At 67.4% G+C, this 24945-nt stretch carries 28 protein-coding genes and 1 tRNA gene; 15 read left to right on the plus strand and 14 right to left on the minus strand.

Annotated features, from left to right (window positions below):
• Positions 1–6 precede the first annotated feature (6 nt).
• Positions 7–825, minus strand: a complete 819-nt coding sequence (locus BLS11_RS05355) for a M14 family metallopeptidase (RefSeq protein ID WP_092534009.1) — start codon at positions 823–825, stop codon at positions 7–9.
• Positions 826–888: 63 nt separating this feature from the next.
• On the minus strand, positions 889–1371 hold the full coding sequence (locus BLS11_RS05360; RefSeq protein WP_092534012.1) for a DUF309 domain-containing protein: 483 nt from the start codon (positions 1369–1371) through the stop codon (positions 889–891).
• Between the two features lie 143 nt (positions 1372–1514).
• Here BLS11_RS05360 and BLS11_RS05365 point away from each other — a divergent pair, with 143 nt between their 5' ends.
• Both BLS11_RS05365 and BLS11_RS05370 read left to right on the plus strand, forming a co-directional pair.
• On the plus strand, positions 1515–1838 hold the full coding sequence (locus tag BLS11_RS05365) for a hypothetical protein (RefSeq protein ID WP_092534015.1): 324 nt from the start codon (positions 1515–1517) through the stop codon (positions 1836–1838).
• 82 nt (positions 1839–1920) lie between these two features.
• Positions 1921–2004: transfer RNA gene (locus tag BLS11_RS05370), tRNA-Leu, on the plus strand.
• Between the two features lie 338 nt (positions 2005–2342).
• On the opposite strand, the gene BLS11_RS05375 is transcribed toward BLS11_RS05370, so the two are convergent.
• On the minus strand, positions 2343–2636 hold the full coding sequence (locus BLS11_RS05375; RefSeq protein ID WP_092534018.1) for a hypothetical protein: 294 nt from the start codon (positions 2634–2636) through the stop codon (positions 2343–2345).
• A 62-nt stretch (positions 2637–2698) separates the two neighbouring features.
• Positions 2699–3130: a DUF8101 family protein gene (locus tag BLS11_RS05380; protein ID WP_092534021.1), complete on the minus strand. Its 432-nt coding sequence runs from the start codon at positions 3128–3130 to the stop codon at positions 2699–2701.
• 103 nt (positions 3131–3233) lie between these two features.
• Here BLS11_RS05380 and BLS11_RS05385 point away from each other — a divergent pair, with 103 nt between their 5' ends.
• Both BLS11_RS05385 and BLS11_RS05390 read left to right on the plus strand, forming a co-directional pair.
• Positions 3234–3683 carry an Lrp/AsnC family transcriptional regulator gene (locus BLS11_RS05385; protein WP_092534024.1) on the plus strand — a complete coding sequence of 150 codons (450 nt, stop codon included), beginning with the start codon at positions 3234–3236 and terminating at the stop codon, positions 3681–3683.
• 89 nt (positions 3684–3772) lie between these two features.
• The gene (locus tag BLS11_RS05390; protein ID WP_092534026.1) at positions 3773–4912 is read left to right on the plus strand and encodes a DUF63 family protein; all 1140 of its coding nucleotides are present in this window, start codon (positions 3773–3775) and stop codon (positions 4910–4912) included.
• Between the two features lie 122 nt (positions 4913–5034).
• On the opposite strand, the gene BLS11_RS05395 is transcribed toward BLS11_RS05390, so the two are convergent.
• Together BLS11_RS05395 and tbsP are read right to left on the minus strand one after the other, a co-directional pair.
• Positions 5035–6747 (minus strand): YcaO-like family protein, encoded by a 1713-nt coding sequence (locus BLS11_RS05395; protein ID WP_092534029.1) that lies wholly within the window; start codon positions 6745–6747, stop codon positions 5035–5037.
• A gap of 130 nt (positions 6748–6877) precedes the next feature.
• Positions 6878–7702, minus strand: coding sequence for a transcriptional regulator TbsP (tbsP, locus tag BLS11_RS05400; protein WP_092534032.1), 825 nt, complete (start codon positions 7700–7702; stop codon positions 6878–6880).
• A 320-nt stretch (positions 7703–8022) separates the two neighbouring features.
• On the opposite strand from tbsP, the gene glyA reads away from it, so the two are divergent.
• The 3 genes from glyA (at position 8023) to folD (ending at position 11072) form a co-directional block, all read left to right on the plus strand.
• Complete coding sequence (gene glyA / locus BLS11_RS05405) at positions 8023–9276, plus strand: serine hydroxymethyltransferase (protein WP_092534036.1); 1254 nt, start codon at positions 8023–8025, stop codon at positions 9274–9276.
• Positions 9277–9414: 138 nt separating this feature from the next.
• Positions 9415–10083 (plus strand): hypothetical protein, encoded by a 669-nt coding sequence (locus BLS11_RS05410; RefSeq protein WP_092534040.1) that lies wholly within the window; start codon positions 9415–9417, stop codon positions 10081–10083.
• Between the two features lie 95 nt (positions 10084–10178).
• Positions 10179–11072: a bifunctional methylenetetrahydrofolate dehydrogenase/methenyltetrahydrofolate cyclohydrolase FolD gene (gene folD / locus BLS11_RS05415; protein ID WP_092534042.1), complete on the plus strand. Its 894-nt coding sequence runs from the start codon at positions 10179–10181 to the stop codon at positions 11070–11072.
• Between the two features lie 17 nt (positions 11073–11089).
• Here folD and BLS11_RS05420 read toward each other — a convergent pair whose 3' ends face one another.
• Positions 11090–11320 carry a DUF7385 family protein gene (locus BLS11_RS05420; RefSeq protein ID WP_092534045.1) on the minus strand — a complete coding sequence of 77 codons (231 nt, stop codon included), beginning with the start codon at positions 11318–11320 and terminating at the stop codon, positions 11090–11092.
• 32 nt (positions 11321–11352) lie between these two features.
• Complete coding sequence (locus BLS11_RS05425; protein ID WP_092534048.1) at positions 11353–12093, minus strand: DUF7117 family protein; 741 nt, start codon at positions 12091–12093, stop codon at positions 11353–11355.
• A 90-nt stretch (positions 12094–12183) separates the two neighbouring features.
• Here BLS11_RS05425 and BLS11_RS19295 point away from each other — a divergent pair, with 90 nt between their 5' ends.
• Positions 12184–12330, plus strand: coding sequence for a hypothetical protein (locus tag BLS11_RS19295; RefSeq protein WP_175454375.1), 147 nt, complete (start codon positions 12184–12186; stop codon positions 12328–12330).
• A gap of 283 nt (positions 12331–12613) precedes the next feature.
• On the opposite strand, the gene BLS11_RS05430 is transcribed toward BLS11_RS19295, so the two are convergent.
• A complete protein-coding gene (locus BLS11_RS05430) occupies positions 12614–12904 on the minus strand; it encodes an amphi-Trp domain-containing protein (protein ID WP_092534528.1) in 291 nt (96 codons plus the stop codon).
• A gap of 238 nt (positions 12905–13142) precedes the next feature.
• Between BLS11_RS05430 and BLS11_RS05435 the strand changes: the two genes are divergently transcribed.
• Positions 13143–13439, plus strand: coding sequence for a PadR family transcriptional regulator (locus tag BLS11_RS05435; protein WP_092534051.1), 297 nt, complete (start codon positions 13143–13145; stop codon positions 13437–13439).
• 110 nt (positions 13440–13549) lie between these two features.
• Here the strand turns inward: BLS11_RS05435 and BLS11_RS05440 are convergent, their stop codons facing one another.
• Positions 13550–14863 (minus strand): AI-2E family transporter, encoded by a 1314-nt coding sequence (locus BLS11_RS05440; RefSeq protein ID WP_114936179.1) that lies wholly within the window; start codon positions 14861–14863, stop codon positions 13550–13552.
• 100 nt (positions 14864–14963) lie between these two features.
• Here BLS11_RS05440 and BLS11_RS05445 point away from each other — a divergent pair, with 100 nt between their 5' ends.
• The 3 genes from BLS11_RS05445 to BLS11_RS05455 all read left to right on the plus strand — a co-directional run bounded on the left by BLS11_RS05445 (position 14964) and on the right by BLS11_RS05455 (position 18248).
• Positions 14964–16289: an MgtC/SapB family protein gene (locus BLS11_RS05445; RefSeq protein ID WP_092534054.1), complete on the plus strand. Its 1326-nt coding sequence runs from the start codon at positions 14964–14966 to the stop codon at positions 16287–16289.
• A 63-nt stretch (positions 16290–16352) separates the two neighbouring features.
• Positions 16353–17696: an aminotransferase class III-fold pyridoxal phosphate-dependent enzyme gene (locus BLS11_RS05450; protein ID WP_092534057.1), complete on the plus strand. Its 1344-nt coding sequence runs from the start codon at positions 16353–16355 to the stop codon at positions 17694–17696.
• A gap of 174 nt (positions 17697–17870) precedes the next feature.
• Positions 17871–18248 (plus strand): DUF7344 domain-containing protein, encoded by a 378-nt coding sequence (locus tag BLS11_RS05455; protein WP_092534060.1) that lies wholly within the window; start codon positions 17871–17873, stop codon positions 18246–18248.
• 43 nt (positions 18249–18291) lie between these two features.
• Here BLS11_RS05455 and BLS11_RS05460 read toward each other — a convergent pair whose 3' ends face one another.
• The 3 genes from BLS11_RS05460 to BLS11_RS05470 are packed head-to-tail and all read right to left on the minus strand — an operon-like array spanning position 18292 to position 21287.
• Positions 18292–19623, minus strand: coding sequence for a transcriptional initiation protein Tat (locus BLS11_RS05460; protein WP_092534063.1), 1332 nt, complete (start codon positions 19621–19623; stop codon positions 18292–18294).
• Between the two features lie 45 nt (positions 19624–19668).
• A complete protein-coding gene (fen, locus tag BLS11_RS05465; protein WP_092534066.1) occupies positions 19669–20649 on the minus strand; it encodes a flap endonuclease-1 in 981 nt (326 codons plus the stop codon).
• A 26-nt stretch (positions 20650–20675) separates the two neighbouring features.
• On the minus strand, positions 20676–21287 hold the full coding sequence (locus tag BLS11_RS05470) for a GNAT family N-acetyltransferase (RefSeq protein ID WP_092534069.1): 612 nt from the start codon (positions 21285–21287) through the stop codon (positions 20676–20678).
• 108 nt (positions 21288–21395) lie between these two features.
• On the opposite strand from BLS11_RS05470, the gene BLS11_RS05475 reads away from it, so the two are divergent.
• Positions 21396–21818 carry a DUF3054 domain-containing protein gene (locus tag BLS11_RS05475; RefSeq protein ID WP_092534072.1) on the plus strand — a complete coding sequence of 141 codons (423 nt, stop codon included), beginning with the start codon at positions 21396–21398 and terminating at the stop codon, positions 21816–21818.
• 54 nt (positions 21819–21872) lie between these two features.
• On the opposite strand, the gene BLS11_RS05480 is transcribed toward BLS11_RS05475, so the two are convergent.
• Entirely contained in the window at positions 21873–23174 is a 1302-nt protein-coding gene (locus BLS11_RS05480; RefSeq protein WP_175454386.1) for an MFS transporter, read from the minus strand.
• Positions 23175–23550: 376 nt separating this feature from the next.
• On the opposite strand from BLS11_RS05480, the gene BLS11_RS05485 reads away from it, so the two are divergent.
• Together BLS11_RS05485 and BLS11_RS05490 are read left to right on the plus strand one after the other, a co-directional pair.
• Positions 23551–23805, plus strand: coding sequence for a DUF8015 family protein (locus tag BLS11_RS05485; protein WP_092534078.1), 255 nt, complete (start codon positions 23551–23553; stop codon positions 23803–23805).
• Between the two features lie 141 nt (positions 23806–23946).
• Entirely contained in the window at positions 23947–24945 is a 999-nt protein-coding gene (locus tag BLS11_RS05490) for an ornithine cyclodeaminase family protein (protein WP_092534081.1), read from the plus strand.

Below are 24945 nucleotides of genomic sequence, written 5' to 3' on the forward strand. Positions count from 1 at the left end.
GGCGACTCAGGCGAGCGTTCCGACTTTGTCCGCGGCGTAGCCGAACACGTCCTCGTAGCCGTACGCCGAGAGCAGCACCGGGTAGAAGTCGCGGTCGGCGGTGAACTCCCGTTCGTCGGCCGCCGCGAAGCGGTCGCCTCGCTCGACGAGTTCGAAGTTGTCCACGAACACCTCGTACGTGCTCGCCGGTTCCTTGGGGATGCGTTCGAGCATGCGGTACACGGACACCTCGTCGGCGTTGCGCCGTTCCAAGGAGAGGGGCGCTTCGGTCCCTTCCTCCAACGGCGCGGCGAGGACGCCCGTCGCGGCGAGGAACGCCCGGACGAGCCAGTAGGCGTTCTCGGCGGCCTCGTCGGTCCCCTGCAGACCGCACTCGACGTCGATGTTGTGGGTGTGGTCGATGAGGCGGCCGCCGACGAACTCGGCCGTCTCGACCAGTTCTTGGATGGGGAGGTGCGGGCAGATAGCGCGGGACGCGGCCCCGACGGTGTCGACGAGCGCGAACGGTTTTCCGTACGACTGCGTCGAGTGAAGCGAGAGCGTCGTGCAGTCGCGAACCTCCCGGAGCACGTCGTGTGCGAGGCGGCGTTCGTGACTGTCGGCGTCCGGGTCGCCGGGGAACACGCGGTTGAGGTCCTCTTCGACGTAGCGGACGTTCGCTTCGAGGGCCTCCTCGTTGGCGACGATGAGTTTCACCGGGCGCTCCACGTCGGGTTCCGTCGCGATGAAGCGCTCTATCGCCCGGACGCCGCAGGGTTCGTCGCCGTGGATGGTTCCGACGACGGCCACCTCCGGCTTTCCCTCCCCCAGTTCGTAAATTCGCATGGAGACACCCAAACGGCGGAGCGGGAAATGGGTTAAGATTCGGGCCGATACGGACGGACGGCGCTAGTCGAGCTTCTCGGCGTACTCGTAGTCCACGTCGTACGCCTCCGGTTGCTGGTCGTCTATCGTGATCTGCCAGCCGTGGAGCACCGTCGGGTCTTCGAGCGCCGCTTCGAGCGTCTCGCGCACGTCCGCGACGTCCACGCCGTAGAAGTCGTCCGGGAGCCCGCGGAGGTACTGCAACGCGGTGGTGAAGAGCGACCGCATGCCCGCGTCGTTCTCGAAGTCGAAGTGCTTGTACGCGCCCGCGGCGACTTGGACCATCCCGTGGAGGAACGCCGACTCGGCGCTCCCGGATCCGTAGTTGTACCACTCGTCTTCGAAGCAGTCGTGGCTCTCGTGGAACTCTCCGGAGTTGAACAAGCGGACGCCGTGTTCGACCGCGCGGCGGAGCGTCGCGTGCTCCCACACGCGTTCGTCCGTTCGCCACCCCGTCGGGTTCCCGAGCGGCGGGGCGACGCTCGGGTCGCGGGTGTGTTCGTCCATACCACTCCTCCGTCCGTGACTCACGTAATCCCATCGCTCGAACCGGCGACCGAGAGGCGACGAGGTGCGACGAAGCGCGACGAAGCGCGACGAGGCGGCGCGGCGGGCCAAGGGCTATGGGTCCCGTCGTTCATCGTACCGGTATGGCTACGACCGGCGAGCGTCTGGCGGAGGTTCCGACCGCGGCGGCGGACTGGGCGGCGGGTATCGCAGGGGTCCTAGAGGAGAATCTCCCCCGCGTCGCGGTGTTCGTCTTCGCGTGCGCGGGCGTCGGGTTCGGCCCGTTCGGGGCGGGACTCCTGACGGTGCTTCTCGCCGTCGTCCTCCCCGCCGCGGGCGTCGGGGGGTTCCTCCTCGCCAAGGAGAAGGTGCCGAGCCTCCTCCGCGAGAAACTCGGTTCGTCGGAGCCTCGGCGGTTCGACGAACGGTCCGAGTCCGTCGTCGAGGGACGGACGGCGGGCGAGTGAGGCGACGTTTCGCCCCGCCGAACGCTCTCGGCAGAGCGGGATTCGGAACGTTTTAGCGGCGCGGTTCCCCACGAGTACACGCGCGAGGGTGGCCGAGTCTGGAAAAGGCGGCGGACTCAAGATCCGCTCTCGTAGGAGTCCGTGGGTTCAAATCCCTCCCCTCGCATTCTACGTCTCCGAGCGACAGCGAGGAGCGTGAATCTGACGGAGGATTTGAACGCCGAGACGAGCGTCAGCGAGTCTCGGAAGTTAAACTCCCTCCTCCCTTCTACACGTCCGAACGTGGAGACAGCGGTCGCTACCGGGTTCGGAAGCGGGGACCGAGAGCGCGACGCCCGCAACGACGGAGCCATCCGGCGACGAGCGTCGCAACTCCCGCGAGAGAGGTAGAGCCAATTCGCGGGAGCGTCTACGTAGACGCGGGCCGACGGTGATACGCGTTACGGCCGAAGAAAGTGCGTCGAACGCGACGAAAACGCGACCGAGTCGAAGAGAAAGAAGTCGTTACCGGTCCGATGCGTCCGCGTCGTCACCGCCGTCGGTGATGGGGCGTCCGCCGCTCGTGAGGACGGAGTCGGCCACCACCTCCACCTGCTCGGGGGACGGACGGGAGTCCTCGGAGCACTCCTCGCACACCTGCTCGATGACGTTCATCACGTCGTGGAGGTCGCCGCGCTCCGTCACGTCGGCAAACGCCTCCTCGTACGCGCTCGCCCAGTGAGTGAGTTCGTAGTCGTACGTACCGGTGGTCGGTGCAACCGCGTACTCGAGTTGTCGGACTGCATCGGCGGGGCGCATATCCGGATGCAAGACCGGAAGCCACAAAAAGGTACTCGGACTCGAAATTGAGTTAATCGTCGTCAGGAGGAGTCGGCGTCGGTTCCGCCGTCGGGCGCGGCGTCCTCGTCGGCGTCCTCCTCCTCGTCTTCGTCGGGGGTTCCGCCGTCGAGTCCGCTTTCGCCTTCGTCTCTCTCTTCGCCTCCGTCGTCGCCGTCCCGGGAGTCGACGTCGACTCCCGGTCCGTCGGCGTCCTCGTCGACGAGTCGCCGCATCGCCTGCAGGTACTCGGCGGCGACGAGCGGTTCGTTCTCGACAGTCTTTCGGACCTGCGCGCACCCGTGCCGGAGTCGTTCCTTCCCGGAGCCGGGCGGTACGTCGTCGTCCGTGACCGCCTCGACGGTTTCGAGGCGCGTTCGAACCGACTCCTCGTCGCGGGTGCGCGCGTCCTCGGCGGCCTCCTCGAACAGTCGAACGAGCGTCGCGCGGACGTCTGGCGGCAACTCCTCGGACACGTCCGAGAAGGACGCGATAGCGAGGGTAAAATCTGCTGGGTTCGGTCGGCGGATCGAGTGTGCGATTCGCAAACCAAAAGTCGCGGGTCCTCCACGCATTACTATGGAACTCGACGAGACGGATCGGGCGATTCTCCGCATCCTCCAGGCGGACGCGCGAACCCCGTTCAGCGAAATCGCGCGTCAAATCGACATGTCCAGCGCCACCGTCCACGACCGAGTCGGTCGGATGGAAGAGTCGGGCGTCATCGAGGGGTACCACGCGAAAGTGAACGCCCGAGAGGTGGGCTTCGGCACCTCCGCGCTCGTCGGTCTCCGCGTCCAACAGGGCCGCGAGGAGGACGCGCTCGAACGCCTCCGCGAGATCGAGGGCGTCCAAGAGGTCCACCTCACGACCGGCGAGTGGGACGTGATGCTCCGCGTGTTCGCCGAGGACACCGACGCCCTCCGCGAACTCATGTTCGACGAAATCGCCGAGATGGACGGCTTCTCGCGGTCGCAGACGATGGTCATCCTCGGGACCGACTTCGAGGACCGCTCGCTCCCCATCTGAGGGGCGTCCCCGCGGAATCGAGCGCTCGCCGGTCCGCCGCCGCGTCAGAGACCGGAATCCTCAACACCACCGACGCCGGCCATTGAGGTATGGCAACGGTTGCAGAACGGGTCGGCGCCGACCCCGAACGTCTGTGGGGCGGTTCGGTGGCGGCTATCCTCGCGATTCTGGTCGGCGGATGGCTCGCCTTCCCCGAACTCGTCTACGACCGCTTCATCTGGCACTACTTCTGGGGCCCGGTGCAGGCCGACGCCAACTCGGCGGTCTGTGCGGTTCGGACGAACGGGGTCACGCAGTACCTCGACAGTGCGCAGGCGTGCGCCGCCGCCCCGGAACCGGTGGCGTACCCCGGCTACACGCTCGTCTCGGAGGTGGGGTACATGGTCACCCTGCTCGTCGCCCTCTCGGGACTGGTCTTCCTCCTCCGCCGCCTCGACATCGGCACGGAGCGGCGCTTCTTCTACGCTCTCTTGCCGTTCATGTTCTTCGGCGGCGCGCTTCGCGTCGTCGAGGACGCGAACGACACGCCCGGCGCGACGGACGCACTCATCAGCTACCCGTGGAACACGCTCGTCATCAGCCCGATAATCTACTTTACCGTCTTCGGCATCACGCTCGCCGCCGTCCTCGCGAGCGTCACGGCCGACCGGGCCGGACTCGTCGACGGGTACGAGAAGCCGCTGTTCGGCATCGGAACGGGCGTCCTCGCACTCACGCTCGGCTACTTCGTCTCGTTGGTCGTCACCGGTGCGCCGGGCGTGGAGTTCTACCCGCAGGTGCTCGTCGCGACGCTCGTCGGCGCGACGCTCTCGGCGGGCGCGACGTGGTGGCTCATCGAGCGCTTCGCGCCGCAGATAAACGCCGGGACGGGATTCATCGGCTTCGTCATCATCTGGGGCCACGCCGTCGACGGCGTGGCGAACGTCATCGGCCTCGACTGGATGCCGGCGCTGAACGCCGGGCGGAACCTCGTGCCGAAGCACCCCGTCAACCAGTTCGTCGTGGACGTCACGTCGAACGTCCTCCCCGCGAGCGTTCTCGCGGTGACGGGCGACACGTGGCCGTTCCTCATCATCAAACTCGCGGCGGCGACGTTCGTCGTCTGGGTGTTCGAGGAGGGTATCTTCGAGGAGAGCCCCCGCTACTCCATTCTGCTCCTCGTCGCCGTCCTCGCCGTCGGACTCGGCCCGGGGACGCGCGACATGCTCCGGGCGACGTTCGGCGTCTGAACGGACGAGAGTTTTTCTCGGATGGGGCGGCCACTCGCCGCATCCGCCGCGGAATCACCGCACGGCGACTCGCGGGCGTCCGACACGCCGCCGTGCGGGCGGAAATCGTGTCGGCTGTTCGCTTACGGATACGGGTGGTACGGGCCGTCGAGTCGCGGTTCGAATCCCATCTCCTCGGGGACCGACGCCGCCCTGTCGCCGAAGAAGGGGTCGCCCTGAAACAGCGGTTGGGCCTCCGGAATCGCGACGCGGACGGCCTCGAACCCGAGTCGCTCCACGTCCGCCGTCGTCGTCCGCGCGGCGTAGGCGTCTAACCCGCCGTCTGCGACGCGTTCGACTACCGCGTCGAGTTCCGCCTCGCCCGTCGGCATCTCGTCGGGGCCGACGCTCGACGCCGGAACCGCCGGACCGGCGTCGACGAACTCCCGTGCGGCCTCGGGGAAGTCCGCGTACGCGCCGATAGCGCCGCCTTCCTCGGCCGCCTGCTCCGGTCCCATCGCCCGAAGTTCCATCCAGTTCTGCAACGCCTCCGCCAGCGCGGACCGCGCGGCGTCCGCGGGGTCCAGCGACGCCCCCGACCCGACGGCGAAGTTCGGCCACTCGCCGTCGCGGTGGACCGCCGCGGCGACGACCGGAACGTCCACGTCCTGCGTGACCAAAAGCGGCGTCGCGGTCAGATTCTCCGCGCGCGCTCGTTTCTCCAGTTCGGCGTAGCCCTCGTCTTCGACGTCGAGGGCGAGAGGGTCGAACGTCGAGTACCACGACAGCATCGTCGCGTCGCGTTCGACTACCTCGTAGAGACCCGAGAGAAGCGCTTCTACGCCCGAGTTGCCGAGTCCCAACCCGGTTGTGATCGAGGGTTTGTGTCGCTCGTTCGGCGGCGGGTAGTGGACGAACTCGGCGGGGAGCGACACCTCCTCTCCGGTTTCGAGTCGCTCGCCCTCGACCCACGGAATGGGCTCCTCGGGGTCGGGCGCCCGGTAGGAATCGGGGCGCACGAACCGCGACGGGGAGACGGGGTTCGCGCGCGTTCGCTCCGGCGCGACGGTGAACTCCGAGGACCGGTAGACGCCCGCGCAGTAGCGTTCGAGGCCTTCGCCGAGGGCTTTCATGAACGCGGCGTCCCAGTCGGGGTCCACGCCCGCGGCGAACTCCGCGGCGCGGACGTCGCTGAACCCTCTCGTCTCCGTCGTCTGCGCGAGGTAGTAGGGGACCGGGAACGACTCGCGTTCGCCCACCTGCGCGACGACGCCGGTTCGGTCGTCGAGTGCGCGTTCCGCACGCGCCAGCGAGTCGTCCACGCTCGCCTCGCGGTACTCCCGCCGCACCCGCCGGTCGCGGGTCGAAGGGTCCGGCACCGGCAGAATCGGTCGCTCGGCGACGACGCCCGTTCCGGCGACTTCCGCGACCGTACCGACCACCGACTCGTCGTCCGCGAGGAGGGCGACGGCCCGCCGACCGGCGAGTGCGCCCGCGAGTCGGACGGCGCTTCGCTCTCCCGACGGCGACTCCTCGCCCTCCGTCGTCGCGGCGACGCGGGCGCAGAGGTCGGAGAACCGCGCTCCGCCGGGGTCGAACGCGGAGACGGCGGCGTCCACGTCCGCGACCGGACGGCCGCCGACGCCGCCGATTTCGACGACGACCAGTCGGCCGCCGCGTTCATCCACCGCGCGCGGGGCGTTCGCCCCCGCGGGCGCGACGACGACGCTCAGGTGCGCGTCTCCCGCCTCGTCCGGCGAGGCGTCGGAGACGGCGGCGTCCACGTCCTCGAACGCCGCGCGAACCGCCTCGGCGGCGGGGCCACTCCCGACGAGAGCGATGTCGTTGGATGTCACGGGTCGACAGACGGACGAACCGGGGAAAAAGCGCGGGGATGTGCGGTCGTGGCGTCGGGACGAGACGCCGAAATCGAAAGACGGCGAGACGGAGAACTCGGGCGGAGAGCGGGGAGACGACGGACGACGCCTACGAGAGGAGGTTCTGGGCGACGCCGGCGAGTTGCGTCGGGTCGGCGTTGACCAGTCGGTCGTCGCCGAGTTTGAGGCGGAGTCGGGGTCGGCCGACGTCGATGGGCACCTTCTCGGTGTCGATGAGGCCCATGTCTTCGAGTTTCGTCTTCGTCCGGGAGAACGTCGCCTTGCTGGCGATGCCGACGTCTTCGCCCCACTTCGAGACGTCGTAGAGCAGGACGTCGTTCTTCGCGGCGACGAGGAGGCTGATGGTCACCTCGTCGAGTCCGTCGCCGTCGCCGCGGGCGGTCCGAAGCGACGAGAGGACGGCGTCGAAGTCGTCGCGCGCCTCCGGCCCGATGTCGGCTTCGAGCGTCGAGCGGACCTTCGATAGCGGCGGCGTGCGGAGTTTGAACGTCGGGGACTCCTCCCACTGGGTGCGGTACGTCTCGCGCGCCTGCGAGACGAACTCCTCGTCTTCGGTGACGAGTCCGGCCACCCGGTCGCCCGCGGTGACGAGTGCGACGACGGAGTCGCCGGTCACGAGGAGGGCGTTCTCGGCTCCCTCCGTCGTCGTCCGCATCGACAGCGTGCCCGACTCGACGAGGTCGGCGGCGTTGCTGGCGACGATGAAGTCGTCCATCACGTCTTTCAGGAGCGATTCCTCGGCCACCATTCGGACGGTGGGGGTGTCTCCGCCGAGTTCGGACGCCACGCTGACGAGCGTCTCGACCACGTCCGCCGTCGGGTCGACGACGAGAACCTCCTCGCCACCCGCCGAGAGAGCGGAGCGGAGAATCTCCTCTACCCCCTCTGCGAGCATATTAGAACGGATAGCCATACCCACAATATGAGCTCGAGATTATTTAATATTAACGCAGTAGGTGGGTCGTAATCACCTTCGTACGGGCTTGTAACAAGCCCAACACGAAGAAATTCTGTTCTCGCTCCGAGAAAGTATACTGTTCGAACAGTGAATTAATAAACCGAGTACGTGAGAGTATTCAGTTGTTCGTTACCTCGTAATTTGAATCTGTCGTCCGTCGGGAGCGGCGTTCGGCGTCGCCCGTCCGGACGTCCGTTGCACCGACGTGTACAGAAGAAGGGGCAGTCGTCGCCAAAGTGAACACACTTATTGGCCGAACGCGTCCCGTCTCACACATGGATTACAGTCACGTCCGCGACGTCGACCCCGCCGTCGCAGATGCGCTGTCGGGCGAGGACGAACGACAACGGAACACGCTCGCGATGATAGCGAGCGAGAACCACGTTAGCCGCGCGGTGCTCGAAGCCCAAGGGAGCACCCTCACGAACAAGTACGCCGAGGGGTACCCCGGCTCTCGGTACTACGCGGGTTGCGAGTACGCAGACGAGGTGGAGGAACTCGCAATCGAACGCGCGAAGGAACTGTGGGGCGCGGAGTACGTCAACGTCCAACCGCACTCGGGGACGCAGGCGAACATGGGCGTCTACCTCGCGATGCTCGACGCCGGCGACAAGATTCTCTCCTTGGAGCTGAGCCACGGCGGCCACCTCAGTCACGGCCACCCCGCGAACTTCACCGGCCAACTGTACGAGGTAGAGCAGTATCAGGTGGACCCCGAGACGGGCTACATCGACTACGACGACTTGGAAGCGAAAGCCGAGGAGTTCGACCCCGACATCATCGTCTCCGGGTACTCCGCGTACCCGCGCGCGGTGGAGTGGGAGCGCATCCAGGAGGTTGCCGACGACGCGGACGCCTACCACCTCGCGGACATCGCCCACATCACGGGTCTGGTCGCCGCGGGCGTCCACCCCTCGCCCGTCGGCGTCGCCGACTTCGTGACCGGTTCGACGCACAAGACCATCCGCGCGGGCCGCGGCGGCATCATCATGTCCTCCGAGGAGTACGCCGACGACATCGACAAGGCCGTCTTCCCCGGCGGGCAGGGCGGTCCCCTGATGCACAACATCGCGGGCAAAGCCGTCGGCTTCCACGAGGCGCTTCAACCCGAGTTCGAGGAGTACGCCGAACGGACCGTCGCCAACGCGCGGGCCCTCGCGGAGACGCTCAAACAGGAGGGCCTCGAAGTCGTCTCCGGCGGCACGGACAACCACCTCGTCCTCGTGGACCTGCGTCCCTCGAACCCCGACACCACCGGCAAGGACGTCGAGGCGGCGTTGGAGGACGCCGGCATCGTCCTCAACGCCAACACCGTCCCCGGCGAGACGCGTTCGTCGTTCAACCCCAGCGGTATCCGCGCGGGCACGGCGGCGCTGACGACCCGCGGGTTCGACGAGGCGGCCACCCGCGAGGTGGGCGAACTCATCGCCCGCGTCGTCGACAACTACGACGACGAGGACGTCGTCGCCGAGGTGTCCGAGAGGGTACAACAACTCTGCGACGAGTTCCCCCTGTACGAAGCGGAGTAAACGGCCTCTGAGGCGTGCCGGACGCGACTCCGCGCCGCGTCTCCGCTCGTCTCCGTCGTCGCTCTCGTGCAGTCTCTCTCGTTTGCACGCGCTGACGTGTCTCCTCTGCTTTTTGCGGCGTCGGCACGAAGCGAACGCATGGTGACTCGGAGACGCCTCCTCGCTCTGCTCGGCGCGGCGAGCGTTCCGTTCGCCGGGTGTTCCGAGCGCGAACGTCGAACGCCGGGGACGGAGGACCCGCCGGGCGGGTTCGGCACGCCGTTGGACGACACCGCTACCGGGGTGAGCGCCTCCGAAACCGTGACGGAAACGGCGACGGAGACGCCGACGGAGACGGAAACCGAGACGGAGACGACGCCCGAAAACGAGACGGCGACGAACGGAACCGCGACGAACGAGACGGACGGGACGGCCACCGCAACCGAGACGCCGGAGGGGTTGGACCTCCGGGAGGCGAACGTCACGGCCGTCGATTGGCGCGTGATGAACGGCGTCCACCGGTTCGACGTGACGCTCTATCACGACGACGACGGCGAGGAGGGGTACGCCGACTGGTGGCAGATAGAGACGACCGACGGCACGGTACTCGTCCGCCGCGACCTACTGCACTCTCACGGGACGCGCGAGTTCACGCGCTCCGAGAGCGTCGATCTGCCGGACGACGTCACCTGCGTCGTCGTCCGGGGCCACGACCAGACGCACGGGTTCGGCGGGCAGGCGATGGTCGTGAACCTGGAGACGGGGGAGACGACGCCCGTCCGGCAGGGGTCGAACCTCGACCCGGACGCCGCCGACGGTATCTGCTGATCCCTATCCACGAACGTGCCCACATCCGACGATTCCAACACCCATGTATGCACGAATCCGCGAGTTTGAAGTGCGAGGGGGACGCGGATGTAGGTATGACGGAGATAATCGACGGCAACGCGGTGGCCGAGGACGTGCGCGCAGGGTTGACCGACGCCATCGACGCTCTCGACGACGCGGGCGTGACGCCCGGTCTGGCGACGGTGCTGATGAGCGAGGACCCCGCGAGTCAGACCTACGTCTCGATGAAACAGCGAGACTGCGAGGAGGTGGGAATCGACGCCTTCGACTACGAACTCGACCCCGACGCCCCCGCCGAAGAACTGTACGAACTCATCGACGACCTGAACGAGGACGACTCGGTTCACGGCGTCCTCGTCCAGATGCCCCTCCCCGACCACGTGGACGAACGCGAGGTACTGCGTCGCATCGACCCCGCGAAGGACGTGGACGGCTTCCACCCGGAGAACGTGGGGCGCCTCGTCGCCGGTAACCCCCGGTTCAAGCCCTGCACGCCCCACGGCGTCCAGAAACTCCTCGACGCCGCCGAGGTGGACACCGAGGGGAAGGACGTGGTCATCGTCGGCCGGTCGAACATCGTCGGCAAGCCGATGGCGAACCTCCTCATCCAGAAGGCCGAGGGCGGCAACGCCACGGTGACGGTCTGTCACTCCCGGACCGAGGATTTGGCGGCGAAGACGAAGCAGGCGGACGTGGTCGTCGCGGCCTGCGGCGTCCCCGAACTCGTCACCGGCGAGATGCTCTCGGAGGGCGTCGTCGTCATCGACGTGGGTATCAACCGCGTGGACGCGGACAACGAGAAGGGGTACGAACTCGTCGGCGACGTGGAGTACGACTCCGCCGAGGAGAAAGCAAGCGCCATCACCCCCGTCCCCGGCGGCGTCGGCCCGATGACGCGCGCGATGCTTCTGTGGAACACGGTCAAGTCCGCCGGCGACGCCGCGGGCGTGGACGTAGACCTGCCCTGAACGCGGCGACGGACCGACTACTCGTGCATCGCGACGACCAACCGCCCCTCTTCGCGCCGCACGCAGAGCGTTCCGCCGTCGATATCGAAGCTGTGCGCGTCCCGTTCCGAGAGCAGGAGTCGGTCGAACGGGTCGCCGCAGGCCGGGCAGGCGACGCCGTCTCTGTTCTCGTACAGCGTCGTCTCGCCCGTGTCTCGGAGCAGTTTCATCCGGTGACGAACCGCGTGCTGGTCGAATCGGTCGGCCATCGGTCCAGACGCGTCTTCCCGGTAGAAAGAGGTTAGGAAAGCCGAGCGAGTCTGTCGCGCGCGGTGGTCAGCGCCGTCTCGTCCCCGTCGCGGGCGTACGCCGCGAGTTCCCGCGCGGCGCGGACGAGCGACTCCGACTTCTCGACGGGAACGTCGCCTTCGAGGGCGTCGACCCGCTTTACGTGGTCGCCGAGCGTTTCGAGCGTCCGCCGCGCGTCCGGGTCCGGGTTGTCGTCGAGCCAAAGCGAGACGTCCCGGCGGAACGCGGAGAGCGCCTCGGCGTAGGCCAGTCCGCGCGCGGCGGTCATCGAGGGCGGCACCGCCTCGGAGGACGGACGTTCGCCGCGGTCCGCGCCCTGAAGGAGCGAGATGACGTACAGGTGTTCGTCCTCGCTCACGTCCCGGAGGCGGGCGTACACGTCGCCGGCGTGGAGGAGTTCGTTCGCCGCCAGGTAGGCGTCGTCCAAGTCGCGGAGTTCGCCGCCGCTGACGAACCCCCGTTCGCGAACGTACGCCCGGAGGTCCGACTTCAGGTCGTCGAGGACGTCCTCCGGAAGCGCGCGGCGGCCCGTCGACGCCTCCTCGTCGAACTCCCCGACGGCGCTTCTGTGCGGCGAGAGGTCGAGTTCCGCCGCGGCGTCCGTGTGACGCTCCCGTTCGCCGACGCCGACGCTCCGGAGACTTCCGCAGTTCGGACAGGTGACGCTCCCCGTGTCGTAGTACGACCACTCCCGCTCGCAGTCCTTGCACCGCCTGCGGCCCCGGATGCGCATACGTGTGGGTGGGGCTTCCCGGATGAAAAGCCCGACGCCACGGCCCGCAGGCGCGCCACCTTCTTGGCTCGGAGACGCCTACGAAGGCGTATGCGCTCCGAGGAGGACGTCCGCGACCAGTACGAGTTCCTGGCAGAACAGTTGGAGTCCGAGGAGATGCGCCATCAAGGCGTCCGAGAGCTCTTCACCCACTACAAGCGCGCGCTCGGGTGGGTACTGGAAGAAGAACACATGTGAGCCGAATGCGACGAACCGACAGTTCTGTCTCCGAGAGAGTGCAATTCTATGACAAACATTGACATCGGTCGGTATCTTTAAGCCCAACCGGCCGATAGTTGATATCGACGCTTCGCTTTGGAGGGCCGAAGCGTCAGCGGGGACCAATTCAGGGCGGCAAGCAACACGCGGCTTTTCCGCGTGTCTTGCTTCCTTTCCGATAACTACCACCGACGAGCGGTCGCTTTGTTCTGTACCGACCCGAGAAACGACACCGTCCAGACGGGAACTGCCGCGGCGGCGGTTACTCGATGCTGAGTTCGCCGCCTCTCGCGTCGCCGCCGTCGGCGCCCTCGTCCCACTCCAACTCGAATTCGAGGCTGAGTTCGTCCGCGGACGCTCCGCTCGACGTCTCCCGTTCCGCTTTCACCTCGAACGTCAGGTTCCCCGGGACCTGCATCTCCAACGATTCCTCGCCCGCGCGCAACGAGACGCTCCCGTCGTCGTCGAGGCGGTCGGCCACCGACCGCAGGTAGGCGGCGATTTCGGCGCGACTGTGCGTCGACTCCGTCTCGAAGAGTACTTCTTCCGGCATACCGACGTACACGTACCGGGAGGGCATAAGTCGTACACCGGTCGCCGAACCGGACAGTGTAGTTAGTTCGGAGACACTTCAGCGCGCACGCCGCTCGCTCGCCGAATAGAAAGTTAGCAGTTGTCACGCCGGTGACGACATCTATCCCGAACGAGGCGGCGGTACTCGGTCCGATTGGCGACGTCTAGTCCGATATGTTTATTTCAACCACACAGTAACACAACATCTGAATTTACCGATGTACGACCTGACAGGGTTCCAGCGGGACTTGCTGTACGTTATTGCGGGACTGGACGAACCGCACGGACTCGCTATCAAAGAGGAGCTAGAGGAGTACTACGAGAAGGAGATCCACCACGGGCGTCTCTACCCCAACCTCGACACCCTCGTCGAGAAGGGACTCGTAGACAAAGGTCAGCGCGACCGGCGAACCAACTACTACACGCTCACCCGCCGCGGCCGTCGCGAGATAAAGGCCCGAAAGGAGTGGGAGGGCGACTACATCGACATCGAGTACGACGGCATCAGCGCGTAACCGACCGTTCGCGGTGAGACCGCCCGCTTCCGTTTAAGCGGCGAGCGGTTCGTCCGAACGAGAGCGTCCCGGAGCGACGTCTCTGCTGGAATGACACCTCCAATCGCCGTTCACGACGGCGTCGGGCCGTCGTCGTCCGTCTGTCCGATTCGTTCCGCGTTTCCGGCCGTCTCCGGCGTGTGGGCGCCGTCGTCCGCCTCGGCGTCCGCGCCGAGGCCGGCGTCGGATACCGCCTCCGTCTCTTCTCCTCCGGCCGCCGCCGCACCGTCGCTACCGACGGCGGCCGCCGGTTCGGCGTCCGACTTCGCCGGTTCGTCGAGTTCGATCGTCGCGGGGTCCACCGCGTACGGTTCGACGGGCGTTCCGCTGAGAAGTTCCGGGAGCACGTACTTCGCGAAGTTCACGAGGAGGACGAGAGCCATCGGCATGAGGAAGATGCCGTACCACCCGAAGAGGAGAGGGCCGAGCGTGTACGCTATCATCACCGCGCCGACGTGGAGCGACCGACCCGAGACGTACGGTCGCAGAACGAGGTCCGGGATGGTATCGACGACGACGAACGAGACGGCGACGAAGGTGACGACGAACCAGAGCGTCCCAGGGTCCGAGAGGTAGGTGGTGATGCCGAGGTACGCCGCGACGGGGACGTAGACGAGTTTCATGCCGACGACGGGGACGAGACTCGCCGCGCCCGCGAGCAAGCCGACGAGGGCGGCCGCCGGAATCGCGATGCCCGGCGGGGCGACCATGTTCAACCCCGTGTAGGCGATGACGCCGATGGTGCCGGTGAGGACGGCGTTGAGGATGTTTCCGAAGAAGATGCTGTGGAAGTCGCGGTCGACGGCCTTCGCGTACGCCTCGAAGACCCCCCGGTCGTCCGCGAAGCGAACGCGCGTCCACTTCGCGAGGCGGTGGTCGTCGCGGAGGAGGTAGAACGCCATCGCGATCATGACGAACAGGTGCACCGCGCCGACGCCGAGGAAGGCGACGGTTCCGGCGGCGGAGTTCAACGACTCGAAGACGGAGCGGAGTTGCTCCGGCGAGAGGTCCGTCGGTTCGAGCGAAAGGAGGATGGAGGGGTCGGCGAACCGGTAGAACTGGTCGGCGGTGATGGGATAGTTCGAGAGGTCGAACACGCCGCTGTCGGTGAGTTTCAGCGCCTCACCGGCCGCAATCGCCAGCGCGTAGGCGACCAACGAGAGGACGGGCAACGCGAGTGCGAACAGGGCGACGGCGGCGGCGAGACTCGGCGGGCGGACGCGCCGCCGCAAGCGCCGGTAGATGGGCCGCGTGGCGTAGTAGATGAACACCCCGAACACCACGGTTCCGACGAACGAGTAGAAGACGTAGAGGAGGGCGGCGGCGAGGAGCGTCCCGAACGACCACCACGCCAGCCGGGACCGTTCCATCTCCAAGAGTGTCATGTTTCAGTACGAACCCCCGCAGTGCAAAAGTCTATCGCGCAACTGACCAGTCACTCGACCAGCCAGCGGGTTCAAGTGCCGATTCGTTCAACGAACCCACATGTCTCTCCTCGCCGTCTCCGTGTCGGCTCCCCTCGGCGACGTTCTCCAACTCGACGGCATCGGCGCGAGACCCCTCACGAACCCCGTCGTGCGCCTCGTCCTCGCGGCGCTTTTGGGGTTGTTCCTCGGACTCGAACGCGAGTGGTCGGAGAAGACGGCCGGGATTCGGACGTTCTCGCTGACGAGTCTCGTCGCCGCCGTCTTCACCCTCGTCGCGGTGGAGTACCCCTTCGGCGGCGTCCTCCTCGGCGTCGGGGGCGTCCTCGTCATCGTGCAGGGCATCCTCCTCGCCGTGCAGGGACTCAGACGGGAGGGCAAGGACTCCCTCTCGCTTACGACGGCCGTCTCGCTCATGGCGGCGTACGGCGTCGGCGCTCTCGTCGCCTCGGGGGAGGTGCTCGCGGGCGTGACCGTCGCCGTCGTCTCGTCGATGCTTCTGGTGTTGAAGCGAGAACTCCACAGTCTCGCCGGGCGTCTCGACCGGCAGGAACTCCGCTCGACGACGGAGTTCGCCATCCTCGCGTTCGTCGCGTACCCGTTGCTTCCGGCGGGGTCGGTCACCGTTCTCGGCGTCGATTTCGAACCCCGCGTCGCGTGGTTGATGGTCGTCACCGTCGCCGGCATCGGCATCGTCAACTACGCCGTCGTCCAGCAGTACGGGGGCCGCGGCGTCGCCGTCACCGGCTTCTTCGGCGGACTCGCCTCCTCGTCGGCCGTCGTCGGGACGATGCTCGACCACGTCAAACAGCAACCCGACGCCCGGATGTACGGCGTCGCCGCCGTCCTCCTCGCGGACGCCGCGATGGCGCTTCGCAACCTCGCTATCGCGCTGGCGTTCACGTTCCCCGACCAGACGCTCGTCGGCGTCGTCGTCCCCCTCGGCGCTCTCGTCGTCGGGAGCGTCGCCGCCGCGTGGTACGTCACGGACTGGCGGGAGAAAGTCGATATCCCGCTGGAGAGCCCCTTCTCGCTCAGGAACGCCCTCGCGTTCGGGCTGGTGTTTCTGTTCATCCTCGTCGTGGGGACGGCCGCACAGAGCGAGTTCGGCACGTACGGCCTGTACGTCAGCGCCCTCCTCTCGGGGTTCGTCTCCTCGGCGGGCGCGACGACGACGGCGGTGCTTCTCTACCGGGGCGGAACCATCGGCACCGCCCCGGCGGTGGTGTCCATCCTGCTGGCGACGGCGGCCAGCGTCGGCGTGAAGGTGTTTCTCGCCGCGACCGGTCCCAGAGAGTTCGCCCGGAGCGTGACGGGGTGGTCGGCCGGACTCCTCGCGGGGGCGGGTGCACTCACCGGACTCGTCGTCTGGGCGGGCGTGGTGTAGCGACGAACGCCCGACAGTTCGGGGAACGAACCGTTTAACCCGGGAGTAGACGTACGCCGGGCCATGGACCGAGATACGGCCGTTCCGCGGGTCGAGTCCCTCCCCGGCGAACGCGCGCGCGAGTGGGTCGATTACCACCACGAGACGGCGGCCCCGAGCACCTACGTCTACGACTTCGTCTGGGATATCACCGCCGAGGCGGAGGGTCCCTTCTGCACCGACGCCGACGGGAACGTCCTCCTCGATTTCACCAGCCACGTCGCCGCCGCCCCCCTCGGGTACAACAACCCGAAGATAATGGACCGGATGCGGGAGTTCGACCTGGTGGACCCGCTGAAAATCGCCGGACAGGACTTCTACGTCTCCGGCGGCGACGACCCCGGGGAGGAGGAACTCCCCGGCCCGGCCGGTCTGATGCAGCGACTGGTCGACATCACCGACCACTACGACATGGACACCGTCTTCCTCTCGAACTCCGGCGCGGAGGCGGTGGAGAACGCCATCAAGATATCCTACGACCACTCCGGCGGCGCGAAGTACGGCATCACGTTCGAGGGGGCGTTCCACGGCCGCACCCTCGGCGCGCTTTCGCTCAACCGCTCGAAGCCGGTGTACCGCCGGAAGTTCCCGGAGATATCGGGCATCATCGACCTGCCGTTCTGCGACGACCGGACCTGCTCTGCGGAGACGTGTTCCTGCGGCTTCTTCGCCGACGGCACCTCCCGCCTCCGGAAGAAACTGAACCCCGAGACGGGCCACGTGGACCCCGCGGACGTGGCGTACATAATCTTGGAGCCGATTCAGGGCGAAGGGGGCTACAGAATCCCCTCGGAGGCGTTCATGGACGAACTCGCCGCCGTCGTCGAGGAGTACGACATCACGCTCGTCGCCGACGAGATTCAGTCGGGCGTCGGCCGGACGGGGGAGATGTGGGGGTCGGACCACTTCGCCATCGAACCGGACGTCATCACCTCCGCGAAGGCGCTTCGCGTCGGCGCGACCGTCTCCCGCGAGGAGGTGTTCCCCGAACAGAAGTCCCGCCTCTCCTCGACGTGGGGGGCCGGCGACATCATCTCCTCGCTACAGGGTGCGCTCACCATCGACGCCATCCGCGAGTACGATCTGATGGAGAACGCCGTCGTCCGGGGCCGCCAGTTCAAAGAGACGGTCGAAGACGCCGCCCTCGAACCCGTCGAGGACGTGCGCGGGAAGGGACTCATGCTCGGCGTCGAGTTCGACACCAAAGAGCGCAGAGACGCCGTCCAAGAGGCGTGCCTCCAGAACGGACTTCTCACCCTCTCCTGCGGCTACAAGGTGCTCCGAATCCTCCCGCCCCTCGACGTGACCGAACGGGAGATAGAACTCGGCGCGACCCTGCTTCTCGACTCCATCGAGGAGTGCGCCTGAGCGCCGAACCGAACGCTCGAATCCGAACCCGACGACCGGTGCGGCACGGTGGAGACGATGCGAAAAACCGCGAGTACCCCGGCGTACGTCCGATTCCCGACGATCGTCTGACGTTTTTTACTGTCATCTCTCCCGTACACTTATGCGGCTCACCCGCCTGTGTCAGTTGTAACCATGGGTTTTCGTGACGGTGGTGGAGACGGCGGCGGTTCGGGCGGGAAGGAAGCGGCGTTGACGCTGGACGCCGTGTTGGAGACGCTCGGCCACCGGCACAGACGCACCCTGTTACGTCTCTTTCGGGACCGATCGACGCGCGCCGTCGACTCCGACGAAGCCGTCGAGTACCTGCTGGAACGGGAGCGACGGCGGCCCGGCGAGACGCCGAGTCGCGACCACCTCCAGATTACGCTGCTCCACGCCCACCTGCCGAAGCTTGAAGAGGCGGGACTCGTCGCCTTCGACGCCGACGCCGGCGAGTTCCGCTACCGCCCGAGCGAGCGAATCGAAAACTGGCTCCGGTTCATCGAAGCAGAGCACGGGTTCGGGGAGTAAGCGAGAGGTTTCGCTCCGGCACCGTCTCCGCGATATCGCGAAACTACGTCCCGCGGACCGCCGAGAACCGGTCGGCGACGCCGCCGAGTTCGCGCATCTCCCCCTCGCCGACGAGGAAGGAGACGGACGCCTCGACGCGGGGCCGCCACGCCGGCCTGTCGCCGTCCCGGAACGCCGAGTCGAGTCCGACGTCGCCCGCGCGGATTCGACTCGCCGCCGCCTCCGCGAGGACGCTCTCGAACGGCGAGTCGCGCGTCCGGCGCACCCGCCGAAACGTCCGCATCGCGTCGCGCTTCGCCGTCAGCGTCCGTCCGGCGTCGTAGTCCGCGTCGTCCGGCGTGACGCTCAGTTCGTCGAGGGCGTATCCGTGGGCTCGGCGGGCCAAAAGCGCCCGCGCGAGGCGGACGGCGCGTTCGACGGTGTGGTCCGCGCGGACCCCGTCGGCGTCGAACCGGAAGTCGTCGTCGAAACAGTAGGTCGTCAGTTTCCACCGGACCACCCCGTACGGCGTCGACTGCCCCAAATCGTCGGTCTCTAACCGGCCCCGCATCTCCCGTCGCGTCGGGAACTCCTCGACGTCGCTTCGGAGCGAGTTCAGCGCGGTTTCGAGTTCGTCGGCGGACGATCGCGCGTCGTCGCCGAGGGCCTCGCGGTAGCGTTCGCGGAAGTGTCTGGCGTTCCTGAGGTACTGTTCGGCTTGCAGGTGCGCGCCCCACGTCGAGGCGACGGAGTGGTCCGAGTACTCGGACGCGTCGGCTTCCCCGCCGGTGTACACCCCGTCGCGGTGGGAGTTCAGTTTCGCGAACGAGAGGTTGCGCTCGACGGCGTACAGGGCCGCCAGGTCGCGTCCGGGGTCGGAGACGAGGTAGTCGCCGACGGAGTCGCGTATCTCCTCGGCCGCCGTCCGGAACCGCCGCCCGCGTTCGACCAACGCTCCCGGGTCCTCTTCGCCGAGTGCGACGCGGGCGTAGCCGATGGCCTCGCCGGCGAACTGGAGGCCGTACGTCGCGTTGAACAGGCGCGTCCAGTTGTCCGACTCGGACCGCGCGTCGTCTATCCACCCGCCGGAGGGGTCGTGGCCGAGGCGGTGTCGCATGTCGTCGGACAGTTCGGAGTCGTCCACGCGGGAGCGCAGTTCCTCGGCGCGGGCGACTGCTGATTCGAGGGCGGAGACGGCTTCGTCGGCGTGGTCGTCGGTGACGGACTGTCGCCAGAGGTGGTTCGGCGGTTCGGGGTAGTGGACGACGAGCGGGTCGGTCAGGGCGTTCGGAAGCCACTCGGGGGCGAAGACGCCCGCACCGAGGAGGGCGGCACCCGCCGTCGCGCCCGCGCCGACGAGCAGTCGCCGGCGCGTGAAATCCGTGTCGGGGACCATAGCACGGACTCTCCCCCGCGGTGACAAGTAGGTTTTCGTCCCGGTTCAGGTCCAGCGGTCGAGGCCGGTCTGGACCGCCGCCTCCTCGATTCGCTCGAACCCGCGTTCGACTTCGTCGGCGGCGACGCCCCACTCTTCGGTGACGTACGCCCGCGCGGCGTCGATGTCCGGGTCGATGTCGGTGTCGAACTCGTACTCGTCGGTGACAGGCGGGTCGACGAACAGGCCCCTTACCCTGTCGGCGTTCTCGATGTACGCCTCCCGGGCTTCGAGGACGCCCCAGAGGTCGCCGTGCTCTTTGACCTCCTTCAGCGCCGTCTTCGGGCCGACGCCCGAGAGGCCCTCGTTGAAGTCCGTCCCGCAGAGGATGGCCACGTCTATCAGTTGCTCTTGGGTCACGTCGAGATTCGAGAGCGTCGCCTCGAGGTCCATCAGTTCCGGGTCGCCCTTCGAGGTTATCTGCCGGAGGGTGTACGGCGCGCCGAAGAGCAGAGTGTCGTAGTCCTCGCTCCCCACGTAGTCGGCGTCACCCCGCTTTGCCATGTAGGACGCCTGCGCCTCCCCCTCGGCGGGCGCTTCGACCATCGGCACGTCGAGTCGTTCGAGGAGGCCGCGGGTCGTCTCGTGAATCGTCGCGGTGAGGCGTTGGGTGCGCGCTTCGAGGCGCGCCGCCGCCACGGAGTCGCCGCGTTCCTCCGCCGCCTTCCGCAACTCCTTGGCCTTCTCGCGTTGCTCGCGTCGCGACTCCACCTCGTCGTCCTTCAGGTCGGTGACGCCGCCGTCGAAGACGAAGACGGGCACGATGTCGTGGTCGAGGAACTTCGGGAGGCCCTGCACGACGCCGATGAGGTTCGCCACCTCGGTTCCGTCGTCGGTCGTGTACGCCTCCTCGCGCGTGAACTTGACGGTCGTCGTGAGATAGCGGTACAGCCAGTTGTGCGCGTCGACGGCGACGACGCTCCCCGATACGTCGTCGAACGACGCGTCCGAGAGCGAGGCCAGACTCCGGAGGTCTGCGTTTCCCATTACCCCCCGTTGGGACCCGGTTCGCTTTAATATCCCGCGTTGGGGTCGTCGCCGCCGGCCGGCCCCCCGACCGGTTCCGGCGGGTCGGCGTCGCGGCGGTCGGCGAGAAACGCCACCTCTGCGTCGCTCAGGTCGCGCGCGCGGAACTCGTCGAGTCCGCGCCGGTAGCGGTCACCGCTCCGGTCGGCGTTGGCGTCCGCGGGGCGTTCGAGGACGAGTTCGGCGATGCCCGTCGTCTCTCCGGTCCACGCGAACCCCGCCTCGTGGAGGGCCTCGTAGGCGAAGGGGTTGTTCACGGCGATGCGGAGGCGGTCGTAGCCCCGTTCGGCCGCGCGGGCGACGACGAACGCGCAGAGTCGCGGGCCGAGGTTCTCGCCCTTCCGGTCGTCGCGAACCGTGACGTACCGGAGCCACAACACCCCCTCGTCGGTGCGGTCCTCGTTGAACGCGACGGCAGCGAGAACGTCCGCGTCCGCCTCGTACTCCTCGCTCGGGAGGGGGGCCGTCCGCTCCGTTCGGTCGGCGACGACGGCCTTGCCGGTGTTCGACATCACGAACTTCCCGGCGTAGGCGAACCGACGGTAGTCGAGGCGGAGCGTCGGTCCGTCGGGGGGCCACCCGAGGAGGGCGAACTCCATGCCCGGACGTACGCCCGGCGGCGGAAAGAGGGCGTCGGTCACCCGGGCGGCCGACCGACGACGGACGAAAGCGGGAGAGACATTAGGGTCCGGGTAATTCCCTCCGATATGGCAACTTCGGTCGCGTCGTTCATCGACCGCCGTATCGATCCCGGGGCGCTTCCACTCGCGGTGGGTGACGTGGTAGCGCTGTCGGCGATTCTCACCGTCGGCGTCGTCCAACACAACGGGGTGGGCTACCTCACGAAGTTCACCGTCGCGTGGCTCCTGACGCTCGTCCCGTTCCTCATCGGGTGGGCGCTGGCGGGACCGCTCATCGGCGCGTACTCCGCCGGTGCCGCGGAGTCAGCGAAGGCCGCGGTTCCACTGGCGGTGCGCGGGTGGATTCTCGCCGCCGTCATCGGACTCGGACTGCGGTGGACGCCGCTTTTCGAGGGCGGCGTCGCCCTCGTGTTCGCGCTCATCACCCTCGTCACCGGCGCAGTCGCGCTCGGCGTCTGGCGGTGGGTGTACTTCAAAATCGCCGGCTGACCGGCCGAACCGACCCGACTCTTCTTCCGACCCGTCGCTCGCGCTCGATTCCGCTCAGTCCGCCGTCGCGCCCGCCTCGGCCCGCGTCCCGCGCTGGCGGACGAGGTAGAGACCGAGTCCCGCGCCGACGGCGGCGAACCCCGCCAGCGTCAGAAACAGCACGGCGGGCGTGCTGTACGTCAGAATAGTTCCCGCGACTGCGCCGCCGAGAGCGCCGACGCCGAACACGCCGAGGTACGTGAAGCCGTAGGAGAGGCCGCGCGTCCCGGCGGGCGTGTACTCGGCGACGGTGGCCTGATAGAACGGCTGGATGACGAAGAGGAAACAGCCCAGCACCGCGCCGAGGGCCAACAGCGGAACCAGTCCGGCGTTCGCCACGGGGAGGAAGACGACGGCGAGAGCGGCGAGGACGGCGAAGGAGCCGACGATGCCCCACTCGACGGGGATGCGGTCGGTGAGTTTGCCGCCGACGTACTGACCGACGACGCCGACCATGAGCAGCCCCGAATAGAAGTACCGCTCCGGTTTGAGCGTCCGACCGGAGCCGGCTTCGACGCCGAGGGCGTCCGCCACGCCCGCCGGCAGGAGCGTGGCCAGCGGAATCGGCTCGAACGTCGGGATACCCTCCAAGAGGTTCGGCAGGAAGGTGAGGACGCCGCGGTAGTACAGCCCCGAGCACATCACGACGAGGAAGACGACGGCGAACCCGCCCGCGAACATGCGCTTCGATTCGCCGAGGAACTCCGCCAGCGAATCGACGCCGCTGTCGGCCTTCGAGTCGCCGCCGCCTCCGTCGGCGGCGACGGCGGCCGTCTCGTCGAACTGCGCGCGCGTGGCGTACGCACCGGCGACGAGGGCGGGGACGGCAAGCAAGCCTGCGACGAGTTGCCACTCGAAGAAGAGAAGCAGTATCGCGGTCAGGAGCGGTCCGAGTCCGATGCCGACGTTGCCCGCGATGCCGTGGTAGGCGAAGCCCGTGCCGCGTTCTTCGACGCCCTTCGATATGAGCGCCAACCCGGCGGGGTGGTAGACGCTCGCGGCGGCACCCCAAAGCAGGAGCGCGAGCGTGATGACCACCACGCTGGGGGCGAGTCCGAGGAGCAGGAACGACGCCGACATCCCGAACAGACAGAGGCCGATGAGTCGCCGCGAGCCGACCCTATCGACGAGGATACCGCCGGGAAGCGCGCCGACGCCGAACAGGCCGTAGCCGGCGGTGACGACCAGTCCGAGCGTCGCGGCGGTCACCTCCAACTGGGTCAACCCGAGGTTCACCACGTCGAACTCCGTCAGCCAGATGGAGACGAAGATGGGGATGGACAGTTCGTACGTGTGCACCATCCCGTGCGCGAGCATCACGAGAGCCACGATGGCGCGGTCGTTCCGGTTCACGTGCGTTGTACGCACGAGCGGCCAATTCAACCCACCGGTGGGGGCAGTCGGCGCGGGTGAACGCGGCGGACGAGAGCGAACGCGCGAACGCCGACCCGGGCCGCGCGTCCCACTTCCGCTTTGCGGCGCGGTGCGCGGCGACGAACCGACTCGTCGATAGTATAGGATTTCGTAAACGTTCCTCGAAATCCCGAAAGTGCTGAAATCGGGCTGTTTATTCCCTTCAGTCGGCCATCTGCGTCTCATAAGTTATAGAAATCCTTTGGAGTACGGATGCAGGGGATATCCATCCCCCACGGGAAAGAATTATATGACCCCGATCCGTATATATTCATGTATTATGACAGGGTATTACGACTACGTCCTCGGTCTCATTCCGCTCGCACTGTTCGGCCTCACCGGAACGCTCTACGTCGCCGGACTGGGCGTGACGCAGGCCGTGCCCATCGCCGCAGGCGTCGCGGCGGGCATCGTCGGCCACGCACTCTTCGTGAACGGGCCCGTCTCGAAAACTCCCGTTCGCACCGTCGAATCCACCGCCACCGCCGAACCGCGCTCCCGCGCGAGTTCCGGTGCACCCGTCGACGCGGACTGAACTACCTACCCTGTCTACGCGCGCCACGCGCGTCTCGTTTCCTCACTTCGACTCTCGACCCGACCGGTCAGGACCGCGTTACAGGACGGCCGCCGACCGAACTTCCGCACGGTTTTCACGCTGGGCGACCACTTTCCGTACATGACGGAGACGCTGTTTCTGACGAGCGACGACGTCGCCGGACTCGCAACGCCCGCTGAGTTCGTCGACGCCGTCCGCGATGGGTACCGTCAGCGAGGGGAAGGCGCGCCCGCGGAACCCCGGACGAAACTGACGAACGCCGACCCGCCGGGCTTTCTGACGACGTACGCCGCCGTCCTCCCGGAGACGGGGGCTATGGGCGGGTACACCTACTCGGCGGGGTTCGGTGCGAAGGACGCGTGGTTCATGACGCCGCTCTTCGACGCCGAGTCGGGCGAACCGCTGGCGCTCATCGACGGGGCGAGCATGAACCCCTTCAAGACGGGCGCGGCGGGGGCCGTCGGCGTGGACGCACTCGCCCGCGAGGACGCCTCCTCGATAGCGCTCATCGGAAGCGGGTCGCAGGCCCGCGGCCAACTCCGCGCGGCGGTCACCGTCAGAGACGTAGACACCGTCCGGGTGTACTCGCCGACGAAAGAGAGTAGAGAGGAGTTCGCCGACGAGATGGACCGGACGCTCGACGCCAGCGTCGCCGCCGTCGCCTCGTCGGCCGCGGCGGTCGAAGGCGCGGACATCGTCATCACCGCGACGAAGGCGTCGGAACCGGTGTTCGACGGCGACAACCTCGAACCCGGCGCGCACGTCACGGCGGTGGGACAGTACAACCCGAAGAAGCGCGAACTCGACACAGAGACCATCCGGAAGGCGACGTACGTCCCCGACCTGCGGGACCGCGTCACGCAGGACGCCGGGTCGTTCCTGCACGCGATGGAGGAGGGCGTCGTAGACGAAGGCCACGTCCACGCCGAACTCGGCGACGTCGTCGCGGGGGCCGAACCGGGCCGCACGGACGACGACGAGATAACCGTCTTCGATAGCGGCGGTACCGGCATCGAAACCGTCGCCGGAGCGTACCTCCTCTACGAGAAAGCCGTCGAAGAGGGCCTCGGGACGACCATCGACTTCTCGCCCGCCAGCGAATCGCTCACCGGGGAGTAG

Source organism: Halopelagius longus (assembly GCF_900100875.1).
GTDB lineage: Archaea > Halobacteriota > Halobacteria > Halobacteriales > Haloferacaceae > Halopelagius > Halopelagius longus.